This window comes from Herbaspirillum sp. LeCh32-8 (genome assembly GCF_017814915.1).
Lineage (GTDB): Bacteria > Pseudomonadota > Gammaproteobacteria > Burkholderiales > Burkholderiaceae_D > Herbaspirillum.
This window is the reverse complement of sequence record NZ_JAGIPZ010000001.1, coordinates 1125913-1152182: the sequence shown is the minus strand read 5'-3', so window position 1 is coordinate 1152182 and position 26270 is coordinate 1125913. Positions and strand designations below refer to the sequence as shown.

At 65.6% G+C, this 26270-nt stretch carries 16 protein-coding genes; 5 read left to right on the top strand and 11 right to left on the bottom strand.

Features of this window, described 5'->3' with window-relative positions:
• Positions 1–168 precede the first annotated feature (168 nt).
• The 6 genes from J8I26_RS05180 to J8I26_RS05155 form a co-directional block, all read right to left on the bottom strand.
• A complete protein-coding gene (locus J8I26_RS05180; RefSeq protein WP_209604673.1) occupies positions 169–2043 on the bottom strand; it encodes a peptide transporter in 1875 nt (624 codons plus the stop codon).
• 141 nt (positions 2044–2184) lie between these two features.
• Positions 2185–3714, bottom strand: a complete 1530-nt coding sequence (locus J8I26_RS05175; RefSeq protein ID WP_209604670.1) for an argininosuccinate lyase — start codon at positions 3712–3714, stop codon at positions 2185–2187.
• Positions 3701–7606, bottom strand: coding sequence for a filamentous hemagglutinin N-terminal domain-containing protein (locus tag J8I26_RS05170; protein ID WP_209604668.1), 3906 nt, complete (start codon positions 7604–7606; stop codon positions 3701–3703). Before J8I26_RS05170 ends, J8I26_RS05175 begins: the two co-directional genes overlap by 14 nt.
• Before the next feature lie 55 nt (positions 7607–7661).
• Entirely contained in the window at positions 7662–10709 is a 3048-nt protein-coding gene (locus J8I26_RS05165) for a ShlB/FhaC/HecB family hemolysin secretion/activation protein (RefSeq protein ID WP_209604664.1), read from the bottom strand.
• A gap of 143 nt (positions 10710–10852) precedes the next feature.
• Positions 10853–11956, bottom strand: coding sequence for a hypothetical protein (locus J8I26_RS05160; RefSeq protein WP_245200063.1), 1104 nt, complete (start codon positions 11954–11956; stop codon positions 10853–10855).
• Between the two features lie 208 nt (positions 11957–12164).
• Complete coding sequence (locus J8I26_RS05155; protein WP_209604661.1) at positions 12165–13193, bottom strand: helix-turn-helix domain-containing protein; 1029 nt, start codon at positions 13191–13193, stop codon at positions 12165–12167.
• Positions 13194–13375: 182 nt separating this feature from the next.
• Between J8I26_RS05155 and eat the strand changes: the two genes are divergently transcribed.
• From eat to eutC, 4 genes are read left to right on the top strand one after another with little or no spacing between them, the layout of a single operon-like run.
• The gene (gene eat, locus J8I26_RS05150; RefSeq protein WP_209604658.1) at positions 13376–14767 is read left to right on the top strand and encodes an ethanolamine permease; all 1392 of its coding nucleotides are present in this window, start codon (positions 13376–13378) and stop codon (positions 14765–14767) included.
• 54 nt (positions 14768–14821) lie between these two features.
• Positions 14822–16129: an HAD family hydrolase gene (locus J8I26_RS05145; RefSeq protein WP_209604656.1), complete on the top strand. Its 1308-nt coding sequence runs from the start codon at positions 14822–14824 to the stop codon at positions 16127–16129.
• Between the two features lie 53 nt (positions 16130–16182).
• Complete coding sequence (locus J8I26_RS05140; protein ID WP_209604654.1) at positions 16183–17595, top strand: ethanolamine ammonia-lyase subunit EutB; 1413 nt, start codon at positions 16183–16185, stop codon at positions 17593–17595.
• Positions 17596–17597: 2 nt separating this feature from the next.
• The gene (gene eutC, locus J8I26_RS05135) at positions 17598–18455 is read left to right on the top strand and encodes an ethanolamine ammonia-lyase subunit EutC (RefSeq protein ID WP_209604652.1); all 858 of its coding nucleotides are present in this window, start codon (positions 17598–17600) and stop codon (positions 18453–18455) included.
• 110 nt (positions 18456–18565) lie between these two features.
• Here eutC and J8I26_RS05130 read toward each other — a convergent pair whose 3' ends face one another.
• On the bottom strand, positions 18566–20794 hold the full coding sequence (locus J8I26_RS05130; RefSeq protein ID WP_209604649.1) for an NADP-dependent isocitrate dehydrogenase: 2229 nt from the start codon (positions 20792–20794) through the stop codon (positions 18566–18568).
• Between the two features lie 377 nt (positions 20795–21171).
• Positions 21172–22458 (bottom strand): MFS transporter, encoded by a 1287-nt coding sequence (locus J8I26_RS05125; RefSeq protein WP_209604645.1) that lies wholly within the window; start codon positions 22456–22458, stop codon positions 21172–21174.
• Positions 22459–22832: 374 nt separating this feature from the next.
• Between J8I26_RS05125 and J8I26_RS05120 the strand changes: the two genes are divergently transcribed.
• The gene (locus J8I26_RS05120) at positions 22833–23828 is read left to right on the top strand and encodes a 2-hydroxyacid dehydrogenase (protein ID WP_209604644.1); all 996 of its coding nucleotides are present in this window, start codon (positions 22833–22835) and stop codon (positions 23826–23828) included.
• 46 nt (positions 23829–23874) lie between these two features.
• On the opposite strand, the gene J8I26_RS05115 is transcribed toward J8I26_RS05120, so the two are convergent.
• The 3 genes from J8I26_RS05115 to hmpA all read right to left on the bottom strand — a co-directional run bounded on the left by J8I26_RS05115 (position 23875) and on the right by hmpA (position 26221).
• The gene (locus tag J8I26_RS05115) at positions 23875–24231 is read right to left on the bottom strand and encodes a hypothetical protein (protein WP_209604642.1); all 357 of its coding nucleotides are present in this window, start codon (positions 24229–24231) and stop codon (positions 23875–23877) included.
• 350 nt (positions 24232–24581) lie between these two features.
• A complete protein-coding gene (locus tag J8I26_RS05110; protein ID WP_209604639.1) occupies positions 24582–24989 on the bottom strand; it encodes a hemerythrin domain-containing protein in 408 nt (135 codons plus the stop codon).
• 32 nt (positions 24990–25021) lie between these two features.
• Positions 25022–26221: an NO-inducible flavohemoprotein gene (gene hmpA / locus J8I26_RS05105; protein ID WP_209604637.1), complete on the bottom strand. Its 1200-nt coding sequence runs from the start codon at positions 26219–26221 to the stop codon at positions 25022–25024.
• Positions 26222–26270: the final 49 nt, after the last annotated feature.

Sequence of the window (26270 nt, the reverse complement as noted above, 5' to 3'; positions counted from 1 at the left end):
CGGAAAACCTGAACCTGACCCAGGACGTCACCCTGGACGGCTCGGCCACCATTGAAGTGAAGTACCTGTAAGCGCAGTACGTTTGTCCCGCAGCATCCTTCTGTGCCCCATACGTGGGGACTTGGCCCGCCTCGCTTGCGATGTGCGGGCCTTTTTCGTGGAAAGGGTTCAGGCGGCGGGCAGGGCGCGGCACAGCTCGGCCAGCGCGTCACCCAGTGATTCGGGGCGTCCCTCGAACAGCCGTTGCAGGTGTTGGGGATCTGCCAGGTGGCGATACAGGGCGCTGCGCGCGTCGAAGTCAGTGGCCATCTTCACCGCCGCCAGGATGTAGTCGTCCAGCGTTTGCGCAATGGTCCAGTCGGGCAAGCCGACGCGGCGGAACAGGCCTTCGTCGATATGCTCGAACACCTCCGGCCCGGTCTTGCACACGCCCGGCAAGCCCACCGTGAAGGCGTCGATGATGCCGTTGGTGTTGCCGAAGGGCAGTGGCGACAGGAACATGTCGCACTGGTTGAAGATGGACAGATACTCCTGATAAGGCTGGTGCGGATACACGCTGGCGCCCGGCACATAGCGCAGGATCAGGCGCTGCAGCTGCGGATAGAGCAGGCCCTGCGCCTGGCCCACCAGGAAGTGGAAACGCACCTGTTTCGCCGGCCGGTCGTCGGCCGGCTGCAAGGCCAGCTCGGCGATCTTCTGGCAGGCCATCAGGAAGCGCGGGTTCATTTTCATCGTGGTGGCGGCGATGGCCACGTTGACATACGGCTTGTCGGTGCGTTCCAGCACCGGCACGCTGAAGGGGATCGCCGAAGGACGATACGGTTGGCCGTCGGCCGGCAGGCGCAGCAGCTTTTCGCTGAAGCAGGCGGGGTCGCCGACGAAGTCGTCCTCCACGCTGATGTAGTCGACGCGTTTGGAGTGCGTGGTGGCCGGGTGCCCCAGCGCGGCCACCTGGATCGGTGCCACCCGCAGGTTGGCGGCGAACATGGTGATGGGGAACATGCCCACGCTGGGCATGTACAGCACACGCGGCTTGTGCTGCTCGGACAGCGCGCGCAGCTGCGCCAGGCAGGCCAGCATGTCGCCCGGCTTGTCGAAGGCGACGAATGCGTCGAACACCGCGCGGCCCAGTTCATCGGTGTTGGCTTCGTAGCCCACCGCCACCAGGCGGAAGTGCTGGCGCGCCGCCTCCAGCGTCTTGGAATGGGTGCGATAGATCGAGTGGCCGCCGGAGAACCATTCCAGTAGCACCAGCATGACCGGTTTTTCGCCCTCGGGCGTTTGGCCGAAATCGCTGATGTCCTGCAAGCCGGCCTCGCGCAGTTTCTTCTCGATCAGCGTGTTGATGGCGCCCTTGATGCGGTGGCGCTGCGGCAGGTCGGCGTAGCTGCAGTGCATGTAGACGTCGTGCAGCACCGCCACCGGCAGGCCGTCCAGCGAATCCAGCTCCTGCAGCCGGTCGGGCAGCCAGCCCAGCAGCGCTTCGCGTTTGGAGTGTGCGGCCGGCGTGCCGAGAAAGCGCGGCGACATCAGCGCCATGAACAGCGCGGCCGCCAGCGGCTTGTTCTGCTTCCACAGCATCTCCACGTCCAGCGGCAGCTCCGACTCGGGCGAGTACAGGATGCAGAACTTCACCAGGTCCAGCGGCTTGACCTGGAACACCTGCGCCTCCGGCCCGCCCAGATTGAGCGAGCGCAGGATATGGTCGCAGTTGATGAAGTGGCTGGCGCCGAACAGCGACGACAGCCAGCGCTGGAAGTTGATCAGCTGGCCGAAGCCGTCCGGGCTGATATGGAAAGCCGGATCCGAGAACAGCGCCGAGATCGCGCTGGTCACGCGCGCCAACGCGTGCTGTTCCAGCGACGCGGCCGGCACCGCGGGCGACACCGACAGCGAGAAGTTGCTGGCCAGCTTGCCGTAGTTGCGGTCGATCAGCACCAGCAGGCGCACCAGTTCGCGCGCGGCCGGTTCATGCTGGCGCGAGTAGCAGAGGTATTCGAATTTTTCCAGAGAGAAAATATCGTCGGTCTTGGCAGCCGTCATGGGCGTGATCTCACAAGCAATAAAAAAGGACGCACCCGGCATTGTGCCGCCGAAGTGCGTCCGCCGCCAGTTTCCCAAGCTCCGGCGTCAACCCCGGGCCGCGCATGGCGACCCGTCCCCCCACAGGTATTGCGATGATGCTTACTGGCCCAGCTTGTAGAAGGCCGTGTCCAGCTTTTGCTGCGCCGACGCCAGTTTGTCGCGCTGACCCTTGAGCCATTGCTCGTCCTGCGCCAGGCGGGCGCGCTCGGCCGTCAGCATGCGCTGCACTTCGGCGCGCTGCGGGCCGCCCAGGCCGCGGCTGGACTCGATCATGTTCTGCGCGGTCAGTGCCTGGCGGAAGCGCTCCTGCGTCAGCGGGAACTGGGCGTGGTCGAAGTCAAAAGCCTTGAGCGCATCGCCGTAGATCTTCTGCACCTGGTCGAACGGGATGTCGGCCGGCTTGATCTTGTTGGTGCGGCCATAGGTCACCAGATCCGAGGCGAAGTGGTGGCCCACGCGGAACGGCACGTTGGAGTCGCGCTGCAGGATGTCGGCCAGCTCGGTGGTGGTCGAGTAATCAGCATCGACTTCGGCCAGCGCGCGGTCCTTGTCGATCACCAGGTTGGTCATCAGGTCGGCCAGCTTGGCGAAGGAGTTGGTGGTCAGGTCCAGGGTCTTCTCGACCTGGTCGCGCTTGTAGTCCGGCATGCCCGGCGTGACGTTGTGCGCCTCGACCTGATAGGTCATGCCGCCGCCGACGATCTCGCTGGCTTGCAGGCGCAGCACGTTCAGGCCGTAGGGGTTGCGCTTCTGCGGCATGATGCTGGAGGTGCCGGTCAGGCGCCCCTCGCGGATCATGATCCAGGGGTAGGGATTGTGGTACTGGGTGTGCATGTCCTGCACCAGGATGCCCATGGTCAGCGCCGCGTTGCTGCAGATGCCGACCAGCTCCACGCCCATGTCCAGCGCGCCCAGCTGGGCGGCGTCATAGGAGTTCTCGACCGGGCCGTCGAAGCCCAGCAGCTCGGCCAGGCGGTTGCGGTCCACCGGGAAGCTGGACGTGCCCAGCGCGGCCGCGCCCAGCGGGTTCAGGTTCAGGCGCGCATAGGCCTCCTTGAAGCGCGTGCTGTCGCGGCCGAAGGCCGAGGCGAAGGCCAGCAGGTAGTGCGCGTAGGTGGTCGGCTGCGCCTGCACGCCGTTGGTGTAGGCCGGCACGATGGTGTCGAGATTGTCCTCGGCCAGCTTCAGGAACACGGCCTTGGACTTGTTCATCTGCTCCATCAGGTTCAGCACGCGCTCGCGCTGCATCAGGCGACGCGTGGTGGAGAGAATGTCCTGGCGGCTGCGCCCGGAGTGCATGCGCGAACCATCCGGGCCGGCATAGGCCAGGATCAGCGGTTCGTACTGCAGATAGTCGGCCGGACGCTTGGCGCCGGGCTGGTCGCCGTCCCTGATCACCTGGTCAACCGCCTTGACGATCTTCTTGCCCAGGTCGGGCGGGACGATCTTGTTCTCGATGGTCATGACCGTCGAGGCCTTGTTCATCTCCCCCAGGAAATAGAAATAGTCGTGCGGCTTCTGCGCCGCCTTGTCGGCCGCGAAGGCCGGCAGCATGCACGCGGCCAGCGTCAGGGCGGCCAGCTTGCGCAGGCGCGGCAGGCATTGCGATCGGAGGTCATTTGCTTTCATTGTCTTGGCTCTCTGTGGATGAGTTGGAACGGGAAGTGGTGTTGCCGGACACTGGGCCGGCCAGTTGCGCCAGGTCGACGTTGACGCGGTCGAACTCGGCGGCGATCGGCGACAGCCGCATGGCCGACGGGGCCGGAGTGATCCAGCGCTGGTTGAGCTGGTCGGTCTGCACCGCCGTGGTGGCAACGGCGGTGGCCGGATTGGTCAGCACATTGCTGGTGAAGCCGCCCAGGTTGCGGATCACCACGCCGCTGCCGGTGGCGGCGATGGTGGTGGTGTCGCCGGACTGGCCCAGCGCTGTGCCGGCTGCGCGCGCGGTGATGGAGAGCACGCCGTCCTGCACCTGCAGTGTGTTGTTGCCGCCGCTGAAGCGCAGGCCGTAGGCGCCGTTGCTGATGGCGGTGATGTTCATGTTGCCGCTGCCGCCGGTGACTACGCTGTTGTAGCCGTTGCTGCTGGCGCCGACGAAGGAGATGCCTTCGCCCGCGCCGTTGCCGGTGCCGGCCAGGCTGATGTTGCCGCTGGCCGAGACGATCGCCACGCCGTTGGCGGCCGAGGACGATGCCGCGCGGATCAGGATCCCGGCCGCCGACGATGCCGCGCTGCTGGCGCCGGTCAGTGTCAGGTCGCCGCTGTTGGTGGCGATGGTGTTGGAACTGGCGTTGCCCGACGGGTAGATGCTGATGCCGCTGCCGTAGACCGAGCTGCCGTTCAACGCCACCGAGCCGCTACCGGTGGCGCGGATCACGTTCACGCCGGTCTGCAGGCCGATGCCGTCGCCGTAGTTGCTGGTGCCGGTGATGGACAGCGCGCCGTTCTCCACGCTGACCGTGGCGCGGCCGTTGCCGTAGAAGGCCACGCCGTTGCCCTGGTCGGCGGCGTTGCCGGTGAGGGTGATGTTGCCGCTGCCGGTGGTGCTGATGACGTTGGTGACGGCCAGGATGGCGATGCCGTGGTCCAGCTCCGGCAGGTTGGGCGAGTGGAAGTTGCCATTCAGCGTAATGTTGCCGCCTTGCGAGGTAATGCGGTTGGCCGACGCCGTGCCGTTGCCGCCCAGCGCGATGGCGTCGGAGGTGCCTACCGAGTCGCCGGTCAGCGTGATGTTGCCGGTGGTGGTGGACACCGTCACGCCCTGCGAGCCGCCGGTCGAGTTGAAGAAGATGCCGTAGCCGCCGAAGCTGTTGGTGCTGTTGCCGTTGATGACGATATCGCCGGTGGTGGTGGCAAGGTTGATCGCGGCATTGGCGCCGGAGGGCGCGATGTCCACGCCGCGGCCCGACGCGCTGGTGCCGTCCAGGCGCAGCCGGCCGCTGCTGGTGCCGACGTTGATGGTGGCGTAGGCGCCGCCTGCGTCCAGAGAGAGCGCCTTGAAGGAGCCGCTGGAGTTGTTGACCTGCGTGTTGTTGGCCGCCAGGTTGACGTTGCCCGAGGTGCTGCGCACCGTGATGGTCGAGCCCGGCGCCGAGGCCGAGGTGCCGTTGCCCGAGGCGATCAGCGCCATCGACGGCGTAGTGCCGCCCGAGCTGTTGCCGGAGATGCTGATGTTGCCGTCGGTGATCACGCTGATCAGCGAGCCTGCGCCGGTCGAGTTCAGCACCGTGCCGTAGCTGCCGCTGCTGTTGCCGCCGATGACGATGTTGCCGCCGTTGCCGGCGCTCAGCGCCACGGTGCCGTTGCCGGACGCCGCCAGGTAGGTGCCGCGGCTGCTGCTGTTGCCGGTGATGGTCAGCGTGCCGCTGCCCACGCTGATGTTCTGGGTGGACGTCGAGCTGGTCGAGCAGACCAGCACGCCGAAGCCGGAGGTGGCGTTGCCGGTGATGGTGACGTTGCCCGAGCCGGTGGCGGCGATGGTGTTGTTGGTGCTGAAGACACGGGTGGCGTTGCCGCTGCCCAGGTTGGTGCTGTCGATGGTGATCGACCCGGTGCCGTTGGTCACCACCTTGCTGCCGCCGGTCAGGATGAAGGCGTCGCCGCTGCTGCTGTTGCTGGCCTGCAGCGCGACGATGCTGATGTTGCCGCCGCCCGCGTCCAGCGTGCTGCCGCCCGAGATCACCGTGGCATTGGTGGTGGTATTGGCCGCCAGCGTCGAGGAGGTTGCGCCGCGGATGATGATGTTGCCGCCGTTGGTGGTGATGCTGGTGCCGCTGGTGATCAGCACGCCGGTGCTGTTGGAGACGTTGGTGCTGGCGTAGGAGGTGCCGGGCGAGACCGCGCCGCTGATGGTCAGGTTGCCGCCGTTGGTGGCGATGGTGGCATTGGTCAGCGCCACCGAACCGTTGCCGCTGTTGTTGAAGTTGGAGTACAGCGAGACGTTCAGCGACTTGCCGGCGGCATTGGTGATGCTGGTGTTGGTCATCACGATGTTGCGGTGCGCCTGCAGCGTCAGCGTGGCGTTGCCGACCGCCTTGACGTTGTCCAGCACGTTGATGTCGCCCGAGGTGCCGCCCACCGAGGTGGTGCATACCAGGATGCTGGCGCCCTCGGTCAGCGAGGCGTTCAGGGTGGCCGAGCTGAGGTTGGAGCTGGCCGCGCCCGACGAGGTGAACGGGCTGGTGCTGGTGGCGCCGCCGGCATTGGCGGCGCTGGTGATGTTGATGTTGTACGGGTCCAGCAGCCAGGTGCCGCCCTGACCAGAGGCCGCCGACAGGTTCACCGCGCCGTACACGTCAAGATAATGGCCCGAGGTTTCCACCAGGCCGCCCGCTCCGGTGGCGCCGCCGCCGGCGACGTTGATGTCGCCGTAGAAGCGGGTAGCGTCTTCCGACCACAGGATCACCTTGCCGCCGTTGCCCGAGCTGCCGGCCGACGCGTCGATGGAGGCGTTGGCGTCCATGTAGGTGGCCGTGGCCTGGAACACGCCGTTGCCGCCCTGGTAGTCGCCGCCGGCCAGCACCGTGCCGCCGCCGGCGTCGCCCGAGACGTCGATGCGGCTGCCGTCGAACATGCCCACGTACTGGCCCAGCAGCTTGACGGTGCCGCCGGTCTCCCCGGCATTGCGGCCGGACGCGTCGATGCGGCCGCTGTTGGCGACCACGCCGCTGTCGCCGCCGTCGAGCACCACCACGCCGTTGCGCTGCTGCAGGCTGGTGGCTTCGATCACGCCGCTGTTGTTGACCACCTCGGCCATCAGCGCATTGCCGGCATGCGCCGTCATCAGCACCGTGCCGCCGTTGGCCTGCAGCAGGCCGGCGTTGCTCACGCTGGCGTTCACCGTGGCGTTGTTGATCTCCATGTTGATCAGCCCGTCGCCGTTGAAGTCGAGCGTGATCTTCTCGCCCGCGCCCAGCACCACCGACCCGAGGCGGGCGGCGATGGTGCCTTCGTTGCGCACCTGCGCGCCCAGCAGGGCGACGTAGCCGCCGTCGGCCGCGGTGATGCTGCCCAGGTTGACCACCGCGCCGTTGCCGCCTTCCAGCTCGAACACGTTGCGCCCGGCCATGAAGTTGGCGTCGGAGATGTTCAGGGTGCTGGCCACCAGGCCGCCGACGTTGACCGACGCGCCGGCGCCGAACAGCACGCCGCTGGGGTTGACCAGATAGACTTGGCCGTTGGCGTTGAGCGCCCCCATGATCTGCGAGGCGTCGCTGGAGAGCACCCGGTTCAACGCCACCGAGGACGAGCCCGGCTGGTTGAAGGTGACGCTGGCGGCGCTGCCGATGTTGAAGCTGCTCCAGTTGGTCACCATGCGGTCGCTGTTTTGCGTCACCGTCATGCTGTTGCCGGCGCTGCTGATGGCACCGCTGCCGGCCACGATCTGGCCGTTGGTGGGCAGGGCGCCGGCATCCAGCGCGCTGGCGGTCAAAGGCGCCAGGCCGAAGGCCGCGCACAGCGCCGCGTGCGCGATCGGCGACAGCGCGGGCAGGCGGGGGCGGGTGGGGTGTCGCTGGTTCATGTGGTCTCCTCTTGCTCTTTGCTGGCTCTTTTTATGGGTCGCGCGGGGCGCTGTGTCAGAACGAATAGTTCGCGCCCAGCCCGATGGCGCGGATGGTGGTGCCCACGCCCGAAGACAGGCCGGACGCGCCCAGCACGCCCGAGACGGCGTAGTTGTAATTGGCCAGCGGGTTGTTGCGCAAGACCACGTACTGGCCGAACAGGCGCAGCTGCTTGCTCCAGGCATACGAGAAGCCGTAGGCCTGCTGGCTCGCGCCCATGCCGTCGGTGGAGCATTTCACGCCGTTGCCGGAGATCATGTTGCACTCGCCCGGCAGCGCACGGCCGGCGCTGGCCAGCAGCGTCCAGTCGCGGATCTTGTGCGACACGCCCAGCATGTAGGCGCGGCGGCGGTAGTTCTGCAGATCGCTGGAGGTGGTGCTGGTGTTGACCACGCCGTACTCCGAATAGGACAGGTCGTCCGCGATCAGCGATACCTTGGTGGCGCCGAAGTCGTAGGCCAGGCCGTAACGGAAGCTGAAGTCCGACGACGAGGTGCCGGCCGTCACCGCGGTATTGCTGCCCACGCCACGCGCATTGCGGCCCAGGCTGGCGATGCCGAAGTAATTGATGTGCTGCTCGGCGGCCACCACGGCGGTCAGGCCGCCGACTTCCCAGCTCAGGCTGCCGCCGTACATGTAGCCGGTGGCGACATCGTCGGCCGCCTTCATGCTGTTGTCGGAGAAGGCCAGCTTGGCCTGCAGGCCGTTCCACTTCGGCGTCCAGTAAGAGAACATGCCGGCCTGGCGACGGTTGAAGGCGGCGTCGTCGTTGTCCGAGCTGGAGGCGGTGCCCACCGGGCCGGAGTTCTTGGTGATGCTGGTGACGAAGCCGGGCGAGCCGATCAGGTTGTAGTGCGCGGCGCTGGTGCGGCCCTGGAAGGGATCGAGCGAGGTCATGCTCTCTTTCATCGGCGTGTCCCAGTTGCCGTACATCAGCGTGCCGTAGGACGCATTGTTCAACGCCACGCCGGTGTTGCGCAGATCCTGCGAGTGGGTCCAGTCCGGCACCGACGGATCGCTGCGGTTGGTGTAGTTCAGCGACAGGCCGAGCTCCAGCTGCCACAGGAACTTCCAGCCGTCATAGAGCTGCACGCCGCTGTGGGCACCGATGTAGGAGACATTGTCGCGCACCCGCCAGAAGCTGTTCATGTTGCGTCCATTGGGCGTGGCCAGCTTGCTCTGGTCGGCGCTGGCCTGCGCGGTGGCGCCGTAGCGGTTGACGTATTCCGGCACCAGGCCCAGCGAGCCGTACAGCACGAAGGCGGTCTCCGGTTCCTCGAAGTCTTCGCCCTTGGTGCCCAAGTCGCTGGCCAGGCCGGCAAAAGCTTGCGGCGAGCCGGAGATCGACAGCCACACGCGGCGCGCATTGCGCTGCTCGGTGCTCGGCGCGACCCCGGGCGAGATGGCGAACGCGGCGTTCATCACGACGTCCTTGTGGTACAGGTTCAGGCCCACGCCGTAGCCTGAACGCGACAGGCGGTTGACGCTGTTGTCCCACGGCGTCTTGTTGACCGTGACCCGGCCGGCGTCGCCGAACAGCACGCCCTCGGCCACGGCATCGCCGACCATGCCCAGCCGCTTGCGCAGCTCCAGGCGGGCCAGCACGCCCTCGTCGCCGGCCGCTTCGCCCACCGGGTAGGCGCGCACGCCGTTGGGGCCGCCCAGGCTCATCTTCTCGGAGGCGTCCAGGTTCTTGTCGGCCCACTGCGCCGAGACCGAGCCCAGCAGCGAGTAGCCGCCGCCCAGTTGCTGCAGGCGCGAGAAGCCGACGTTGACCTTCTTGTAGTTGCCGGCCGCGCGCGCGGTGATGGCGTCCAGCGCGGCGTCGTTGGGGGTTTCCTTGTCCAGCGAACCGCGTCCGGCGCGCAGGCTCCACAGGCTGCTGCCGCCGCCCAACAGGCCGTCGCGCCAGTCGCCCGACAGGCTGGCGCTCTGGAAGCTGGAGGACTTGTTGACCACGGTGGCCGAGGTGATGTCCTGGAAATGGCGGTATTCCGACGACAGGCCGAGGTTGATGTTGGCGCTGCGGCTGCGCAGCAGCGAGCTGTTGACGAAGAAGGTGGAGACCTTGGCCGAGCCGCTGGCCTGCGCCGTCTTTAGGTTCTTGCCGACGTTGTATTGCAGCTCGGCGAAGTTGGCGCCGATGGTGAGGCCGGTGGCGCCGATGGGCATGGCGTAGCCCAGCCCGGCGATGCGCAGGCCTTCGAACGAGTTCTGGGTGTTCAGCGTGAAGCTCTCGCCCAGTCCCAGCGTGTCGTTGAGCGCCAGGTTGGCCGACAGGCGATTGCTGCCGGTGTAGTAGTTGCCGTAATTGTCGAACGAGGCGCGCGCGGTCCAGGCGGTCATCTCCGAGAGCTTCAGCACGATGTCGGCGGCGCCGGGCGTGGCGGCCGGGCGCAGCACCGCGCGCACCGAGACGCCGGCGATATCCGACAGGCGCAGCAGAACGCGCTCCAGGTCGGCCTCGCGGATGACCTCGCCGGGAGGCAGGGCATCGATGAAGTGCTGCAACGTGTCCTTGCTCAAACGGGTGTGCGGATCGGTCTCGGCGCTGACCCTGCCGATCACGCCTTCGCGCACGCCGATTTCGACCACGCCGCCGGCGATTTCCTGCGCCGGCAGATAGGCGCGCGCGACCGGATAACCTTCGGCGCGATACAGCGCGGTGATGCGGGCGGCGGCTTCGCGCAGGCCGCGAAAGTCCAGTTCCTGGCCGACCAGCGAGGCCAGCTCGGCCTGCAGCCGGGCCGACGGCAGCGAATTGTTGCCCGACAGTTTGAAGCCGGCCACATGCACGCGCACTTCGCCTGCGGGCGCCTGGCTGTCATCGCCGGGTTCGCTTTCCTTTTCGATGCGCACGCGCGGTTGCTGTTCGGCGGGCGCGCGTTCGGCCGGTGACAAGGCGCCGCGGTTGCTCTCGAAGATGCTGCCGGCCGAGGGCTGCGCGCTTTGCGCCAGCGCCTCCAGCGGCAGCAGCTGCAGTACCGGCGCGGCGGCCATCAGCGTGAATATGCGCCGCGCCAGCGTATGCCGCGCGGCTCCGGAAAAGCGGAGCTTCTTCATGGTGTCTCGACTGTTGTAGTTGTAGTGCAACCGGCGGCGTTGTTGTTGTGTGGCCGGTTCCTCCTCGCGAAGCGCTGGGCGCTTCGTTGCTGCGCGGCGCGCCCCTGTGCGCGCCGTCCTGCTTCACATCGGGTGCGCTGCGCTCAAGGGCGCGGGAACAGCTTGCGTGCCGTCTCTTCCGAACTGAACAGCTTCTCCGCCTCGTGCGCGGCGCCCTTGACCTGGAATTCAGGATGGTTCACCGGGATCTGCCATTGGGTCGACAGGAAGCGCTCATAGCTGACGAAATTGAGCTGGCGCTCGACCCGGTTGCTGCCCTGCATGGCGGCGCCGCAGGCCTTGTCCAGATAGCGATGGTTGCCGTTGTTGTCGCGCGCGCCGACCATGTAGGTGATGTTGCGCGCGGCGTAGCGGGCGAACAGCTGGCGGCCGTCCAGGTGTTGCGCGCCCAGGTAGTCGGGCGGGTTCTCGATGCCGTAGCGGTAGTTGTTGTAGCCCGGGCACATGATGGACTTGGGCAGCTCGAAGCCGTCGCCGTCAGGCCGATGCGCCTCGAAGTAGACGTAGGAGGAGGGGCTGGAGATGACGTAGCGGATGGCGATACCGGCCTGCTGCAGCGGCGCGTCCAGCTGGTTCATCACGGCGAAGCGCTGCATCAGCTGGGCGCCGGCCGAGTGGCCGATCATCACGATCTCTTTCAGCTCCGGGAAGCGGCGGCGGTCGGCCAGCCAGTGCGCCAGGTCGTCCAGCGCCTGGAACGAGGTCACGCCTTCCACACCGCGTTCGGAGGCTTCGCCCTGCATCCAGGTGCTGCCGCCCCACAGCGGCATCTCGGAAGACGCGCCGGCATCGGACTGCACCATGAAGTTGGGCGCCACCAGCAGCGTGTCGGCTGGCGACAGGCCGGCTTGCTTCAATACATGACGGCCGACCTCGAAATAGTCGTCGGCATTGCGCTTGATGCCATGCACGAACAGCACCGCGCGCGTCACATGCAGCGGCTGGCGCAGGTCGTTGTTGGCGTAGACGGCGAAGGCGTAGGGCTGCTGCGCGCCGATGCGGATGGTCTGGCGCGCGGCCGGCGCGTCGTCGTCGGCGCGGGCGTGCAGTACGGGAACGGTGAGGGCGGCGATGGTGAAGGCCAGGGCGGCGATGCCGGGCACGAAGGAGGCAAAGTTCTCAAGCCGGCGCGCCAGCGCGCTCTGATGTTGGGGAGTGTCTTTCCGGGATGTTGCGTTTGCCGCCATGGTCTCGCTTCCGCCTGATGCCTGTGATCGTGCAGGTGCGTGCGCCGGGTCGCTACTGCCGTCTCCGTGCGCAGGCAGGGTTCCTGCTGCTGATTGTTGTTATGGATGCAGCGGATTATAGGAGGGCGATTTTGCTATGTAAAATATCTTGAGCGCGCTAGCAGCATACTTAAAAAGTATTAAGTTGTTGAGCTGGCGCGTCGTGCGGTCAATGCCGTGTGCGTGCTTGCAAGGCGGCCGACGGCGTCTCCCCGAACAGTTTCTTGTAGTCGGAGGAGAACTGGCTGAAGTTGGCGAAGCCCCAGGCTGCGGCGATATCACCGATGGCGCGCCTGCCGTCGCCTTCACACAGCGCGCGCCGTACCCCGTTGAGGCGCAGCGAACGCAGGTAAGCCATCGGGCTGATGCCCAGCACATCCTCGAAACAGTATTGCAGTGTACGCCGGCTGACATGCACGGCGTCGCAAAGCATCGGCACCGTGACCGGATGCTCCTGCTGCGCCATGGCGTACTCGCGGGCATCGTTGACGATGCGGCGGCGGCGCTGCAGGCTGGCGCCGGCCTCGGCTTCGATCTCGCCGCCGTCGAGCATGGCCAGCAGCGACACCAGCACCGCCTCCTGCCGCAGCTGCAACGCCGCATTGCCGGCGGCGCCGGGCGCGCCCGCGCTGCCGGCCACCCGCAGCAGGTCGGCGATATGGCGGCGGCAGCCATCCAGGGCATCGTGCTCCACGTTGAGCAGTTCGGCATGGCCGAGCTTGCCCCAGTCCACCTCGCAGCCCAGCCGCGATGCCGTGGCCAGCAGCGCATCGCGCTGCACCACGATGCCGTAGATCTCATGCATGTCGGGCGTGACCAGCTCGAATTCGCAATCACCGGGACGTGTCATCACCGCGTCGGCGCCGACCTGGCGGCCATTGATGCGCATGCCTGCCGGGCTGGCTTCGATGCCGAACCAGAACGCGTCGGACCACACACGGCAGGACTGGCGAATGGCGCGGCTGGTGCCTTCGCGAAAAATCTGCAGGCCCGCACTCTGCCACTCATCCAACACGCCCTGGAAAGCGCCGCAGGTGATCTGGTCGTAACGCTGCTCCCAGGCGGTCAGGTTGTGGGCGTGCTCGTCGACGTCGCGCGCGACGACGGTGCGTAGCGCCTGCCTGGGGTGCAGTTGTTGCAGCTCTGCGCCGGCGGATGCGCAGGTTGTTGCAGTCTGGAACAGTTGGACTTCGGACATGGCTGGCTCCCTGTAACGCAATGCGGCTGCGGCCCGCAGCAGATTTGCCGAATTTCGATAACGGCGCCGAAACCGCCGTTGCTATATTTCTTGCCAACGGTGCAGCACTGTTTTTTCAAGCAAGCGCTGTGCCCACAAGCTTTCAATCCGCTGTCAACACATCGCGCCAACAGGAGAGACCTATGAACGCAAGCTCATCCGGCCAGGGCCCGGCCCTCAAGCCCGTGCTGAACACCCTGCAGCTATGGGGCATCGCCGTCGGCCTGGTGATTTCAGGCGAGTACTTCGGCTGGAGCTACGGCTGGGCCAGCGCCGGCACGCTCGGCTTCACGGTCACCGCCTTGTTCATCGCGGCGATGTACGCCACCTTCATCTTCAGCTTCACCGAACTGACCACTTCCATCCCGCACGCCGGCGGACCGTTCGCCTACAGCAAGCGCGCCTTCGGACCGGTGGGCGGCTACCTTGCAGGCGCCGCGACCCTGATCGAGTTCGTGTTTGCGCCGCCGGCGATCTCGCTGGCTATCGGCGCGTATCTCAACGTGCAGTTCCCGTCCATCGATCCCAAGCTGGCGGCGCTGGGCGCCTATGTGGTGTTCATGACGCTCAATATCGTCGGCGTGCAGATCGCCGCCACCTTCGAACTGTGCGTAACGTTGCTGGCGATCTTCGAGCTGCTGGTGTTCATGGGAGTGGTCTCGCCCGGGTTCTCGCTGGCCAATTTCACCAAGGGCGGCTGGTCGGGCAGCGACAGCTTCAGCCTGGCGGCCGTGCCCGGCATGTTCGCTGCGATCCCGTTTGCGATCTGGTTCTTCCTCGCCATTGAAGGCGTGGCGATGGCGGCCGAGGAAGCCAAGGATCCGAAGCGCTCCATCCCGATTGCCTACATCACCGGCATCCTGACGTTGGTGGTGCTGGCCATCGGCGTGATGCTGTTTGCCGGCGGCGCGGGCGACTGGACCAAGCTGTCCAACATCAACGACCCGCTGCCTCAGGCCATGAAGCTGATCGTCGGCGACAACAGCAACTGGCTGCACATGCTGGTGTGGCTGGGGCTGTTCGGTCTGGTGGCGTCCTTCCACGGCATCATCCTCGGCTACTCGCGCCAGATCTTCGCGCTGGCCCGCGAGGGCTACCTGCCGGGATATTTCGCCCGGGTGCATCCGCGCTTCAAGACGCCGCACCGCGCCATCATCGCCGGCGGCGTGGTGGGCATCGCCGCCATCTACAGCGACGAGCTGGTCACGCTGGGCGGCCAGACGCTGACGGCCAATATCGTCACCATGTCGGTGTTCGGCGCGATCCTGATGTACATCCTCTCGATGCTGAGCCTGTTCAAGCTGCGTCGCGCAGAGGCCGGCCTGGCGCGCCCGTTCCGCGCGCCGCTGTATCCGTACTTCCCGGCCTTCGCGCTGTTCGGCGCGCTGGTGTGCATGGCCACCATGATCTATTACAACCCGCTGATCTTCGGCGTCTTCCTTGCCCTGCTGGCGCTGGGTTACGCCTGGTTCCTGGCCACCGCGCATCGTCGCGCCGAGAGTGAGGCGACTGTGGGTGCGGCATCCGGCCATTGACTCCATCACCTTGTTTCTCCGAAACAGTCCAACCCTTCGACGAGATCGACCATCATGAACAACAACGACAAGATGTCTTCCCCGCAAAAAACTCACGACCTGCCACGCCGCGGCTTTCTGGGCGGCCTGCTGGCGGCGGCCGCCGGCGGTGCGCTGGCGACCGTTCCGGCAATCGGCCATGCCGCGGCAAAGCAGGCTGTCGCGCTGGATCGAGCCAAGTGGGCGCCGCGCAACCATGAAATGGTGGCGCAAATGATCGCAGCGCATGGCAACCAGGCCGGCAAGCGGCCGTACGCGGTGTTTGACTGGGATAACACCAGCATCATGAACGACTGCGAGGAAGCGTTGCTGATGTACCAGATCAACACACTGTCCTTCAAACTCACGCCGGCCGAGTTTGCCGCCGTGATTCGCCAGAACGTGCCGCCCGGCCCGTTTAGCAAGGACTTCAAGAACGCTGCAGGTAACGTGGTCGACCTCGATTCGATCTGCGCCGACCTGGACGCAGATTACGCTTTCCTGCACGCCAGCTACAAGGGCCTGGGCGGCGCCAAGTCGTTGGAGGAGGTCACAGCCACGGTCGAGTTCCAGGATTTCCGCGCCAAGCTCTATTACCTGTATGAGGCGGTCAACGACACGCATGGCGTCAATGTCGGCTATCCCTGGGTGATTTATTTCTTCGCCAACATGAGTGTGGCCGAAGTCAGCGCGCTGGCCGAGGCGTCCAACGACGCGGCGCTGGGCGCGGCGCTGAACAAGGTCAAGTACACCAGTCCATCCGAGCGTCCGGGCAAGGCAGGCGTGGTCAGCGTCACGCATTTTCACGGTATCCGCCTGTGCACGGAAATCGGCGGGATGATGGATACTTTCCGCAACAACGGCATCGACGTCTATGTCTGCACCGCCTCGCTGGAAGATGTGGTGGCCGTGTTCGCCACCCACCCCAAGTACGGCTACAACGTGCCGCGTAAGAACATCATCGGCCTGCGCCTGGAGCGCAATGGCGAGGTCTATCGCAACGCTTATCTGAAGGATTGGCCCTTGACCTGGGGGCCGGGCAAGACGGTGGCGATCAGGCAGGAGCTGGTGGCCGGGAGGGGATACGGGCCGCTGTTCGTGGCCGGCGACAGCGACGGCGACTACGACATGCTGCGCGATTTTCCGGAGACGCAATATGGCCTGATCGTCAATCGCATGAAGAACGGCAAGATCGGCGAGTTGTCGAAACTGGCGGCCGAGCAGATGCAATCGGCCGGGCCGCGCTTCCTGCTGCAGGGACGCCAGGAGTCGACCGGCAACTGGCTGCCGGTGGAAACCAGCATCAAGTACGGCAAGACCGCGCCACAGCTGCTCACCAGCTGACGGCGCCAGGCCCGGCGGCGTGTCGCCGGGCCGCGTTGAAGACGGAGGAAGACATGCCTGAACACCGTTTCAAGCACAGCGTCGGCGCAACCGGCTACGTGTTTCGCGACCTGAAGGAGCTGATGGCCAAGGCCTCTCCCGCGCGTTCGGGCGACATGCTGGCCGGGGTGGCGGCGGCTACCGCCGAAGAGCGCGCGGTGGCGCAGATGACGCTGGCCGAGCAACCGCTGAAGCTGTTTCTGGAAGAACCGCTGATCCCGTATGAAGACGACGAGATCACGCGGCTGATCATCGACACCCACGATCGCGCCGCCTTTGCCCCCATCGCGCACCTGACCGTGGGGGACTTCCGCAACTGGCTGCTGGCCGACGATACCGACGGCGCGGTGCTGGCCGCGGCCGCGCCCGGCATCACGCCGGAGATGGCGGCGGCGGTGTCCAAGGTCATGCGCAACCAGGACTTGATCCTGGTCGGCAAGAAATGCCGTGTGGTCAGTGCCTTTCGCAACACGATCGGCTTGCCGGGGCGGCTGTCCACGCGCCTGCAGCCCAATCATCCGACCGACGACGCCAGCGGCATCGCCGCCAGCATGCTGGACGGCCTGCTGTACGGCAACGGCGACGCCGTCATCGGCATCAACCCGGCGACCGACAACGTGCCGCAGGTGATGAAGCTGGTCGGCATGATGGCCGACGTTATCGCCCGCTATGAGATCCCCACGCAGTCCTGCGTGCTGACCCACGTCACCAATACGATTGCCGCCATCGAGCGCGGCGCGCCGGTGGATCTGGTGTTCCAGTCCATCGCAGGCACCGAGGCGGCCAACCGCGGTTTCGGCATCGACCTGGCGATCCTGGGCGAAGCGCGCGCGGCGGCCCTGTCGCTGAAACGCGGCACCGTCGGCGACAACGTGATGTACTTCGAGACCGGCCAGGGCAGCGCCTTGTCGGCCAACGCGCACCATGGCGTCGACCAGCAGACCTGCGAGGCGCGCGCCTATGCGGTGGCGCGCCGCTTCAAGCCCTTGCTGGTGAATACGGTCGTCGGCTTCATCGGGCCGGAATATCTCTATGACGGCAAACAGATCATCCGCGCCGGCCTGGAAGACCATTTCTGCGCCAAGCTGCTGGGCTTGCCGATGGGCTGCGACGTCTGCTACACCAACCACGCCGAGGCCGACCAGAACGACATGGATGTGTTGCTGACGCTGCTGGGCGTGGCCGGCTGTACCTTCGTCATGGGCATTCCCGGCTCGGACGACATCATGCTCAACTACCAGACCACTTCCTTTCACGACGCGCTGTATGCACGCCGCGTATTGGGCTCGCGCCCGGCGCCGGAGTTCGAGGCATGGCTGCGGCGCATGCAGATCTTCAACGCCGCCGAGGGCGACGGCGATGCCCAGTTTCGCCTGCATGCCGATATGCCGCCGGGCTTTCGTGACGTCTTGCTGAGGTTGCACTGAACATGGACGAGATCGATCGACATCCCGGCGACGGCGCAGCTGCCGCAGCCGTCACTGATAATCCCTGGGAAGCATTGCGCCGCTTTACCGCTGCGCGCATCGCCCTGGGGCGCGCCGGCGTGAGCCTGCCCACCAAGCCGCAGCTGGCGTTTCAGTTGGCGCACGCCCAGGCGCGCGATGCGGTGCATCTGGCGCTCGATACCGCTCTATTGCAAGAGCAGCTGCAGGAGCAGGGCGTCTGTGCAGCAGGCGAGGTGCTGTTGCTGCATAGCGCGGCGCCCGACCGGCTGACCTATCTGCAGCGTCCCGACCTCGGGCGGAGGCTCTCCGACGAGTCGCGCGCACAGATGCTGGCCGCGCCATTCGCAGCGACGGCACAGGCGCGCCCGTATGACGTCGCCTTCGTGATCGCCGATGGCTTGTCCTCGCTGGCAGTGGGACAGAATGCCGCGCCTTTCCTGGCCGAGCTGAAGTATCGCATTGCCGCCGAGGGCTGGCGTTGTGCGCCGCCGGTGATCGTGCTCCAGGGACGCGTGGCGGTGGCCGACGAGGTGGGCGAGCTGCTGGGCGCGCGTCTGGTGGTGATTCTGATCGGCGAGCGTCCCGGGCTGAGCTCACCCGACAGCATGGGCCTGTACCTGACCTGGATGCCGGCGCGCGGCCTGACTGACGCCAGTCGCAATTGCATTTCCAATGTGCGGCCGCAAGGACTGCGCTATGAAGAGGCGGCCTACAAGCTGCACTATCTGATGGCGCAGGCGCATCGCCGCGGCCTGTCGGGCGTGGCGCTGAAGGATGAGACGGCGGGCGAGGGCGACGAACTCGACGTGCGCGGGAATTTCTTGCTGGCGGAGCGGTGACGCTGGCAATGCTGTCGAGCTTGGCCAAGAAAAAAGCCGCGAACTTGCGTTCGCGGCTTTTGTTTTGAAGCTGGCGCTCACGCACCGGGGACAGTGCGCTTGCTGTCGGATCAGACCGATTCCAGCGCCTTGTTCAGCGTTTCGCTGGGGCGCATGACGGCGAAGGTCTTCTCGCGGTTCGGCAGGTAGTAGCCGCCGATGTCCACTTGCTTGCCCTGCACCGAGTTCAGTTCCGAGACGATTTTCTGTTCGTTGTCGGTCAGTGTCTTGGCCAGCGGCGCGAAGTGCTTGGCCAGGTCGGCGTCGTCCTTCTGCGCTGCCAGTTCCTGGGCCCAGTACATGGCCAGGTAGAAGTGGCTGCCGCGGTTGTCCAGCTCGCCGGTCTTGGGCGAGGGCGACTTGTTGTTGTCCAGCAGCTTGCCGGTGGCGGCGTCCAGCGTCGTGGCCAGGATCTTGGCGCGGGCGTTGTTGGTCTTGATGCCGACTTCTTCGATAGACACTGCCAGCGCCAGGAATTCACCCAGCGAGTCCCAGCGCAGGTGGTTTTCACCCACCAGCTGCTGCACGTGCTTCGGAGCCGAACCGCCGGCGCCGGTTTCGAACATGCCGCCGCCGGCCATCAGCGGGACGATCGACAGCATCTTGGCCGAGGTGCCCAGTTCCATGATCGGGAACAGGTCGGTCAGGTAGTCGCGCAGGATGTTGCCGGTCACCGAGATGGTGTCCATGCCGCGGATCACGCGCTCCAGGGTGTAACGCATGGCGCGCACTTGCGACATGATCTGGATGTCCAGGCCGTTGGTGTCGTGATCCTTCAGGTAGGTGCGCACCTTCTTGATCAGCTCGGCTTCGTGCGGACGGTACGGGTCCAGCCAGAACACGGCCGGCATGCCGGACTGGCGAGCGCGGGTGACGGCCAGCTTGACCCAGTCGCGCACGGCCGGATCCTTCACCTGGCACATGCGCCAGATGTCGCCTTCTTCCACGTTCTGCTCCAGCAGCACCTGGCCGTCCAGGGTGACGATACGCGCCACGCCGGCCTGGGCGACTTCGAAGGTCTTGTCGTGCGAACCGTATTCCTCGGCCTTCTGGGCCATCAGGCCGACGTTGGGCACGGTGCCCATGGTGGTCGGGTCGAACGCGCCGTTGGTTTTGCAGAAGTTGATCATCTCCTGGTAGATGCGGGCGAAGGTCGATTCCGGCAGCAGGGCCTTGGTGTCTTCGGTCTTGTTGTCGGCGTTCCACATCTTGCCGCCAGCGCGGATCATCGCGGGCATGGAGGCGTCGACGATCACGTCGTTGGGCGCGTGCAGGTTGGTGATGCCCTTGGCCGAATCGACCATGGCCAGGCGCGGGCGCTTGGCTTCGTCGGCCTTCAGGTCGGCCAGCACTTCAGCCTTCTGCGCTTCGGGCAGGGTGTTGATCTTCTCGTACACGCCCGACATGCCGTTGTTCGGGTTCACGCCGATGTCGGCGAACAGCTTGGCGTGCTTCTCGAAGGTGTTCTTGTAGTAGGTGCGCACGGCGTGGCCGAACACGATCGGGTGCGAGACCTTCATCATGGTCGCCTTGACGTGCACCGACAGCAGCAGGTTGGTGTCGAAGGCATCCTGCATCTGCTCTTCGTAGTAGGCGCACAGGGCCTTCTTGCTCATGAACATGCTGTCGATGATTTCGCCGGCCTGCAGCGACACCTTGGACTTCAGCACGATGGTCTCGCCGGACTTGGTCACCAGGTCCATCTTGACGTCGACCGGCTTCTCGATGGTCAGGCTCTTTTCGCCGGCGTAGAAGTCGCCGCCGTGCATGTGCGCCACGTGGGTGCGCGAGGCCATGCTCCACTTGGACATCGAGTGCGGGTGCTTGCGTGCGTAGTTCTTGACGGCGTTGGGTGCGCGGCGGTCGGAGTTGCCTTCGCGCAGCACCGGGTTCACGGCCGAGCCGGAGATCTTGGCGTAGCGCTTTTGCAGGGCCTTCTGCTCGTCGGTGGTCGGGTTTTCCGGGTAGTCCGGCAGCTTGTAGCCGCGGCCTTGCAGTTCGCGGATGGCCGTTTGCAGCTGCAGCACCGAGGCGCTGATGTTGGGCAGCTTGATGATGTTGGCGTTCGGATCCTGGGTCAGTTGGCCCAGTGCCGCCAGGTTGTCGGGGACTTTCTGCTCATCGGTCAGGAACTCGGGGAATTCCGCCAGGATACGCGCAGCCACCGAAATATCGCTCTCAACGACGTCGATGCCGGCTTGTGCGGTGAACTTCTGGACGATGGGCAGCAGCGAATGGGTCGCCAGATAGGGTGCCTCGTCAGTCAGCGTATAGATGATGGTCGGGTTGCCAGTAGTCACGATGATGTCCTTGCTGTTGGTGTGTTGTGATGTGCTGTGGTGCGTGATCCGTCCGGTGCCGCCGGCGGGATGGCTCGTGTGCTTGTGGCTGAGGCATCCGCATGTCTCTGGCTGCAGTCCGGAAGGGTATTCGTCTCCCCGGGCGGCCTCCTGAGGTCGTCCCGTCGGACGCCGCGGCAAAAAACAGCGGTAGTTTACTCCTAAGCGGGCGGAAATGCTTCAACTCTTATATAAGACTTGAAGAATTTTTTGCATGTGGCTTGATGCAAGTGTTGCCGGCAATGCAAGTTCGCTCGCTCCGGAGCAGGTCCAGGGCGAAAAAAAGGGCCGCTTGCGCGGCCCGTTTCAATAGCTATTCAAGGACAAGTCCCGGCGCGTCAGGCAGCTACTGCCTGGCTGGACGCCTTGTTGCGGTAGAGCACGAAGGTGGCAATCAGGCCGCACACGGCCGCCGCGCTCATCCAGATGCCGGGCGCAGCCTTGTCGCCGGTGTACTGGATCAGGCCGGTGGCAATCGCCGGGGTGAAGCCGCCGAACAGCGCCGTGGCCAGGCTGTAGGCCAGCGAGAAACCGGCGGTGCGCACGTCGGCCGGCATCACTTCGGTCAGCGCCACCACCATCGCGCCGTTGTAGCTGGCGTAGAGGAAGGACAGCCACAGTTCGACGATCAGCATCTTGCTGAAGGTGGCGTCATGCACCAGCCAGTTCACGGCCGGGTAGGCGGTCAGGATGGTCAGCACGGTGAAGGCTACCAGGATCGGACGACGGCCGATGCGGTCTGACAGCGCGCCCATGATGGGCAGCCAGATGAAGTTGGACAGGCCCACGCACAGCGTCACGATCAGGCTGGCTTCGGTCGACAGCTTCAGCACGCTCTTGCCGAAGGTCGGGGTGTAGACGGTGATCAGGTAGAACGACACGGTGGTCATCGACACCAGCATCATGCCGGCGATCACCAGTTTCCAGTTCTCGATCATCGAGCGGAAGATCTGGCCGGTGGTCGGGCGATGCTTGCGGCGCATGAACTCTTCGGTCTCCTGCAGCGAGCGGCGGATCACGAACAGCACCGGCACGATCAGGCAGCCGATGAAGAACGGAATGCGCCAGCCCCATTCGCCGATTTCCAGCGGGGTCAAGGTGGTCGAGAGCACGTAGCCGATGGCGGCCGCCACGATGATGGCGACCTGCTGGCTGCCCGACTGCCAGCTCACATAGAAGCCCTTGTTGCCGGGCGTGGCCATTTCAGCCAGGTAGACCGACACGCCGCCCAGTTCCACGCCGGCCGAGAAGCCTTGCAGCAGGCGGCCGATCAGCACCAGGATCGGCGCCAGCGCACCGATCGAGGAGTAGGCCGGCACGAAGGCGATCAGCATGGTGCCCAGCGCCATCAGCGCCAGCGTCACGATCAGGCCCTGGCGACGGCCGACGCGGTCGACGTACGCGCCCAGGATAATCGCGCCCAGCGGACGCATCAGGAAGCCGGCGCCGAAGGTCATGAAGGTCAGCATCAGCGAGGCGAACTCGTTGTCGCCCGGGAAGAAGGCCTTGGAGATGTGCGTCGCGTAGAAACCGAACAGGAAGAAATCGAACATTTCCATGAAGTTGCCGCTGGTCACGCGCAGCACGGTGGAAAGCTTCGATTGCGAAGATGTGGATGTACTCATGATGTGTGCCTCATTGTATGTTTGGCGGACCGTGTTGTTTCCGGTCTTGTGCCTGTCTCGTCCGGCGTGAGCCGGCGCTTGTAGTCAGGATCTTTTTTGTGGGACAGCTATTGCGCCGCCGATTCTATCCCCGAAAACCGTCCAGCGAACCATGCTGCATACGCCCAGATGCAGATATCGGTTTTTTCGATAGCTGGATGAAGGGTTCAGGCCGTCAAAGCGCACAAAAAGCGTCGTTTGCGCGGCGGTCCCGGCAAAGCTGCGTTGCGTCAAGGCATGCAAGGCCGGCATGTGGTGCAATGCGAGGTAAGTCGCACCGCTCGCTGCGTCGCGCGACCGTTTGCACGTCAATCAATGGATGAGGAGAGTTCGTCATGAAGACCGCCGTATTCAGCGCCCGCCGCTACGACCAGACCCTGCTTGCGCGCGCCAACGCCGACGGCCGCCACCAGCTGCTGTTCCTGCAGGATCGCCTGAGCGCCGACACGGCCGCGCTGGCCGCCGGCTGCGACGCGGTCAGCGTGTTCGTCAACGACGACGTCGGCGCGCCGGTGCTGGCGCAGCTGGCTGCGCAGGGCACCCGCTTCGTCACTACGCGCTCGACCGGCTTCAACCACATCGACGCCAAGGCTGCGCAGAAGCTGGGCATCACCGTGGCGCGCGTGGCCGACTACTCGCCGCATTCGGTGGCCGAGTTCGCCGTCGGCCTGCTGCTGGCGGTCAACCGCAAGATCGCGCGCGCCAGCATGCGCACGCGCGAGGGCAATTTTGAATTGGACGGCCTGATGGGCTTCGACCTGCACGGCAAGACCGTGGGCGTGATCGGCACCGGCAAGATCGGCGCGATCTTCGCGCGCATCATGGCCGGATTCGGCTGCGTCATCCTCGGCAGCGACGTGCACCGCAATCCGGAATTCGAAGCGCTGGGCGGGCGTTATGTGGAAACCACCGAGCTGTTTGCCGCCAGTGACGTGGTGTCGCTGCATTGCCCGCTGGTCGAGGCGACGCGTTATATCGTCAACGGCAAGTCGCTGGCCGCAGCCAAGCCCGGCTGCATCCTGGTCAACACCAGCCGCGGCGGGCTGGTCGATACGGAAGCGGCGATCGCGGCACTCAAGAGCGGCCGCCTGCGCGGCCTGGCGATCGATGTCTACGAGCAGGAGGCCAGCCTGTTCTTCCAGGATCTGTCGTCCACCGTCATCACCGACGACGTTATCCAGCGCCTGGTGTCCTTCCCCAACGTGATCGTCACCGGCCACCAGGCGTTCTTCACCGAAGAGGCCATCGGACAGATCATGGACACTACGATACGTAACCTGAGCGAGTTCGAAGCGGGCGCCGACCTTGGCGAGCGGCTGGTGTCGGCCTGAGTTGCCTGCACCCCGGCTGAAGCCCGGCGACAGGAGCCGGCAGCGGTCAGCCGGCCGGGCGCAGCGGTTGGAACAGCGTGTCCATCTGCTCCCCGATGCGGGGCAGCAGATGTTCGCGCACGCGGTGGATGATCTGCTCGGCGCTGCTGATGCCATAGGCGGCGGTCAACTCCTTCTGCATCTCGAAGTGCAGGTAGAGCAGGCCGCGCAGCGTCTCGAACGCGGTGGGATGGTGGTCGCCGCAGACCAGCGTATTGTTGTTGAGCACGTGGCCGATGACGCCGGGGTCGAACAGGCGCACCTGGCAGATCACCGCCTGCCGCACGATTTCCATGTCCAGGTCTTCCAGGTCCTGGCTCCACTCAGTGGGCGTATGGCGCTCGGCGCCGAGTCGTTCGCTCATGGCAATTCTCCAGACGATGATGAGCGCACAGCTTAGCAGAGACGGCGCGACCGGTATTTGTCCGGCGTCAATAAATACCGCCCGGGATGAGCGGTCATGTCGCTCGGTCAAGCCTCAACCGGAGGCAGTGCGGCCAGCGCCACTGGACTCCTGCTTTCGCAGGGTCGACAAGTCGCCTGATGTGTTCGCCGTCGCCCCTGCGAAAGCAAGGTGGGGCTTTTGCCGCGCAACGCTCGCCGCGCAACGCTTGCCGGGCAGCCGTGACGGCGAAGCAAAAAATGCCGTTCAGCGTTTGACTGAACGGCATTGGCGCGATGCATGACGACAGGGTGCGGCTTTGCCGGACGAGCTCAGGCGGCCTCGATCATCGGATAGAACTCGCGATTCTCGCGCCCGATGCGCTCGAACAGCACCTTCAGCACCCGGTTGGCATCATCGCGAAATCCCTCGGGTTGCTCGGCGATGCGCTGGGCGTCGTTCCACTGGCGCGAGAAGCGGCCGTACTGGGCGGCGATGTCGGCCATCTCCTCCTGGTATTGCCGGCCCTTGGCCGCCAGCGCCGCGCCGGCCTGCTGCAGCGCCGGATACAGGAAGCGGTCTTCCACCGACAGGTGCAGCTTGATCACCGAGCTCATGGCGATCACTTCGCGGGCGATGGCGGCGGCCTGTTCGGCGATGCCTTGCGCGGTCAGGCGCTTCAGCTCCTGCACGTGATGGATGATGTCGGCGTGTTCGCGGCGGTATTTGTCGAGGTTCATATGTTCTCCTTGGTGCGATGGATGGTCGGGTTTCAGTCCAGGGCGGCGGCCGGGCCGAAGAACTCGTAGCGGCTTTGCGCCTCGGGCACGCCGATCTCGCGCAGGTAGCGCTTGATCGCCTTCATGAACGGCTTGGGGCCGACGAAGTAGGCATCGACGTCGGTGGTGGCCGGCATCCAGCTTTGCAGCAGCGCGCGGTCGATGTGGCCGGTGGCGTCCGGCTGCTGCTCCGCTTGCTGCGCATCCGCACGCTCATAGCAGAAGAAACGGCGCAGCTGCGGATGGCGGGCCGCCAGCTCCTCAACGTGCCGGCGGAAGGCGTGCACGCGGCCGTCGCGCGCGGCGTGGATGAAGTGCACCGTGCGGCCCGTGGTCAGTGCCGCATCCAGCATGGACAGCATCGGGGTAATGCCGACGCCGCCGCTGATCAACACCAGCGGCTTGTCGCCGGCGGCCAGCGCGAAGTCGCCCGAGGGCGGGAACAGCTCGACCACATCGCCTTCGTTGACCTTGTCGTGCAGCTGGCGCGAGACCTTGCCGCCTTCCTCGCGCTTGACGCTGATGCGGTATTGCGGCGGTTGGCCCGGTACGTTCAGCGGGGCCGACAGGGAGTACTGGCGGCGTTGCTCTTCACCGTCCACGATCATGCGCATGCCGATGTACTGACCTGGCTGGAAGTCGAGCAGGGCGCCGCCGTCCTGCGGACGGAAGTAGAAGGACGTGATCTCGCTGCTTTCGGCCACCTTGCGCGCCACGATGAAGTTGCGCGCGCCGCGCCAGCCGCCGACGGCGGCGGCCTTGGCGTCGTATTGCTGCTGTTCGGCGCCGATCAGGATGTCGGCCAGCTGACCGTATGCGGCGCCCCAGGCGTCGATCACGGCGTCAGTGGCGATCTCGGCGCCCAGCACTTCGCGAATGGCGCGCAGCAGGCAGTCGCCCACCATCGGGTAGTGCTCCGGCATGATCTGCACCGCCACGTGCTTGTTGACGATTTGCGCAGCCAGCGGGCCCAGCGCTTCAAGGCGGTCGATATGGCGCGCGTACATCAGCACGCCGTTGGCCAGCGCGCGCGGCTGGTCGCCGCTGGCCTGGTGGGTGCGGTTGAACAGCGGGCGCACCTGCGGATAGTCGCGCATCAGCATCTGGTAGAAGTGCGTGGTCAGCGCCTCGCCGCCGGACTCCAGCAGGGGGACGGTGGATTTGACGATCGCGAGTTGGGCGTCGGTAAGCATGCTTGGCCTTTCAGTGGTGGAGGTGGTCGGGCGGCGCGGCTGCGGGCCG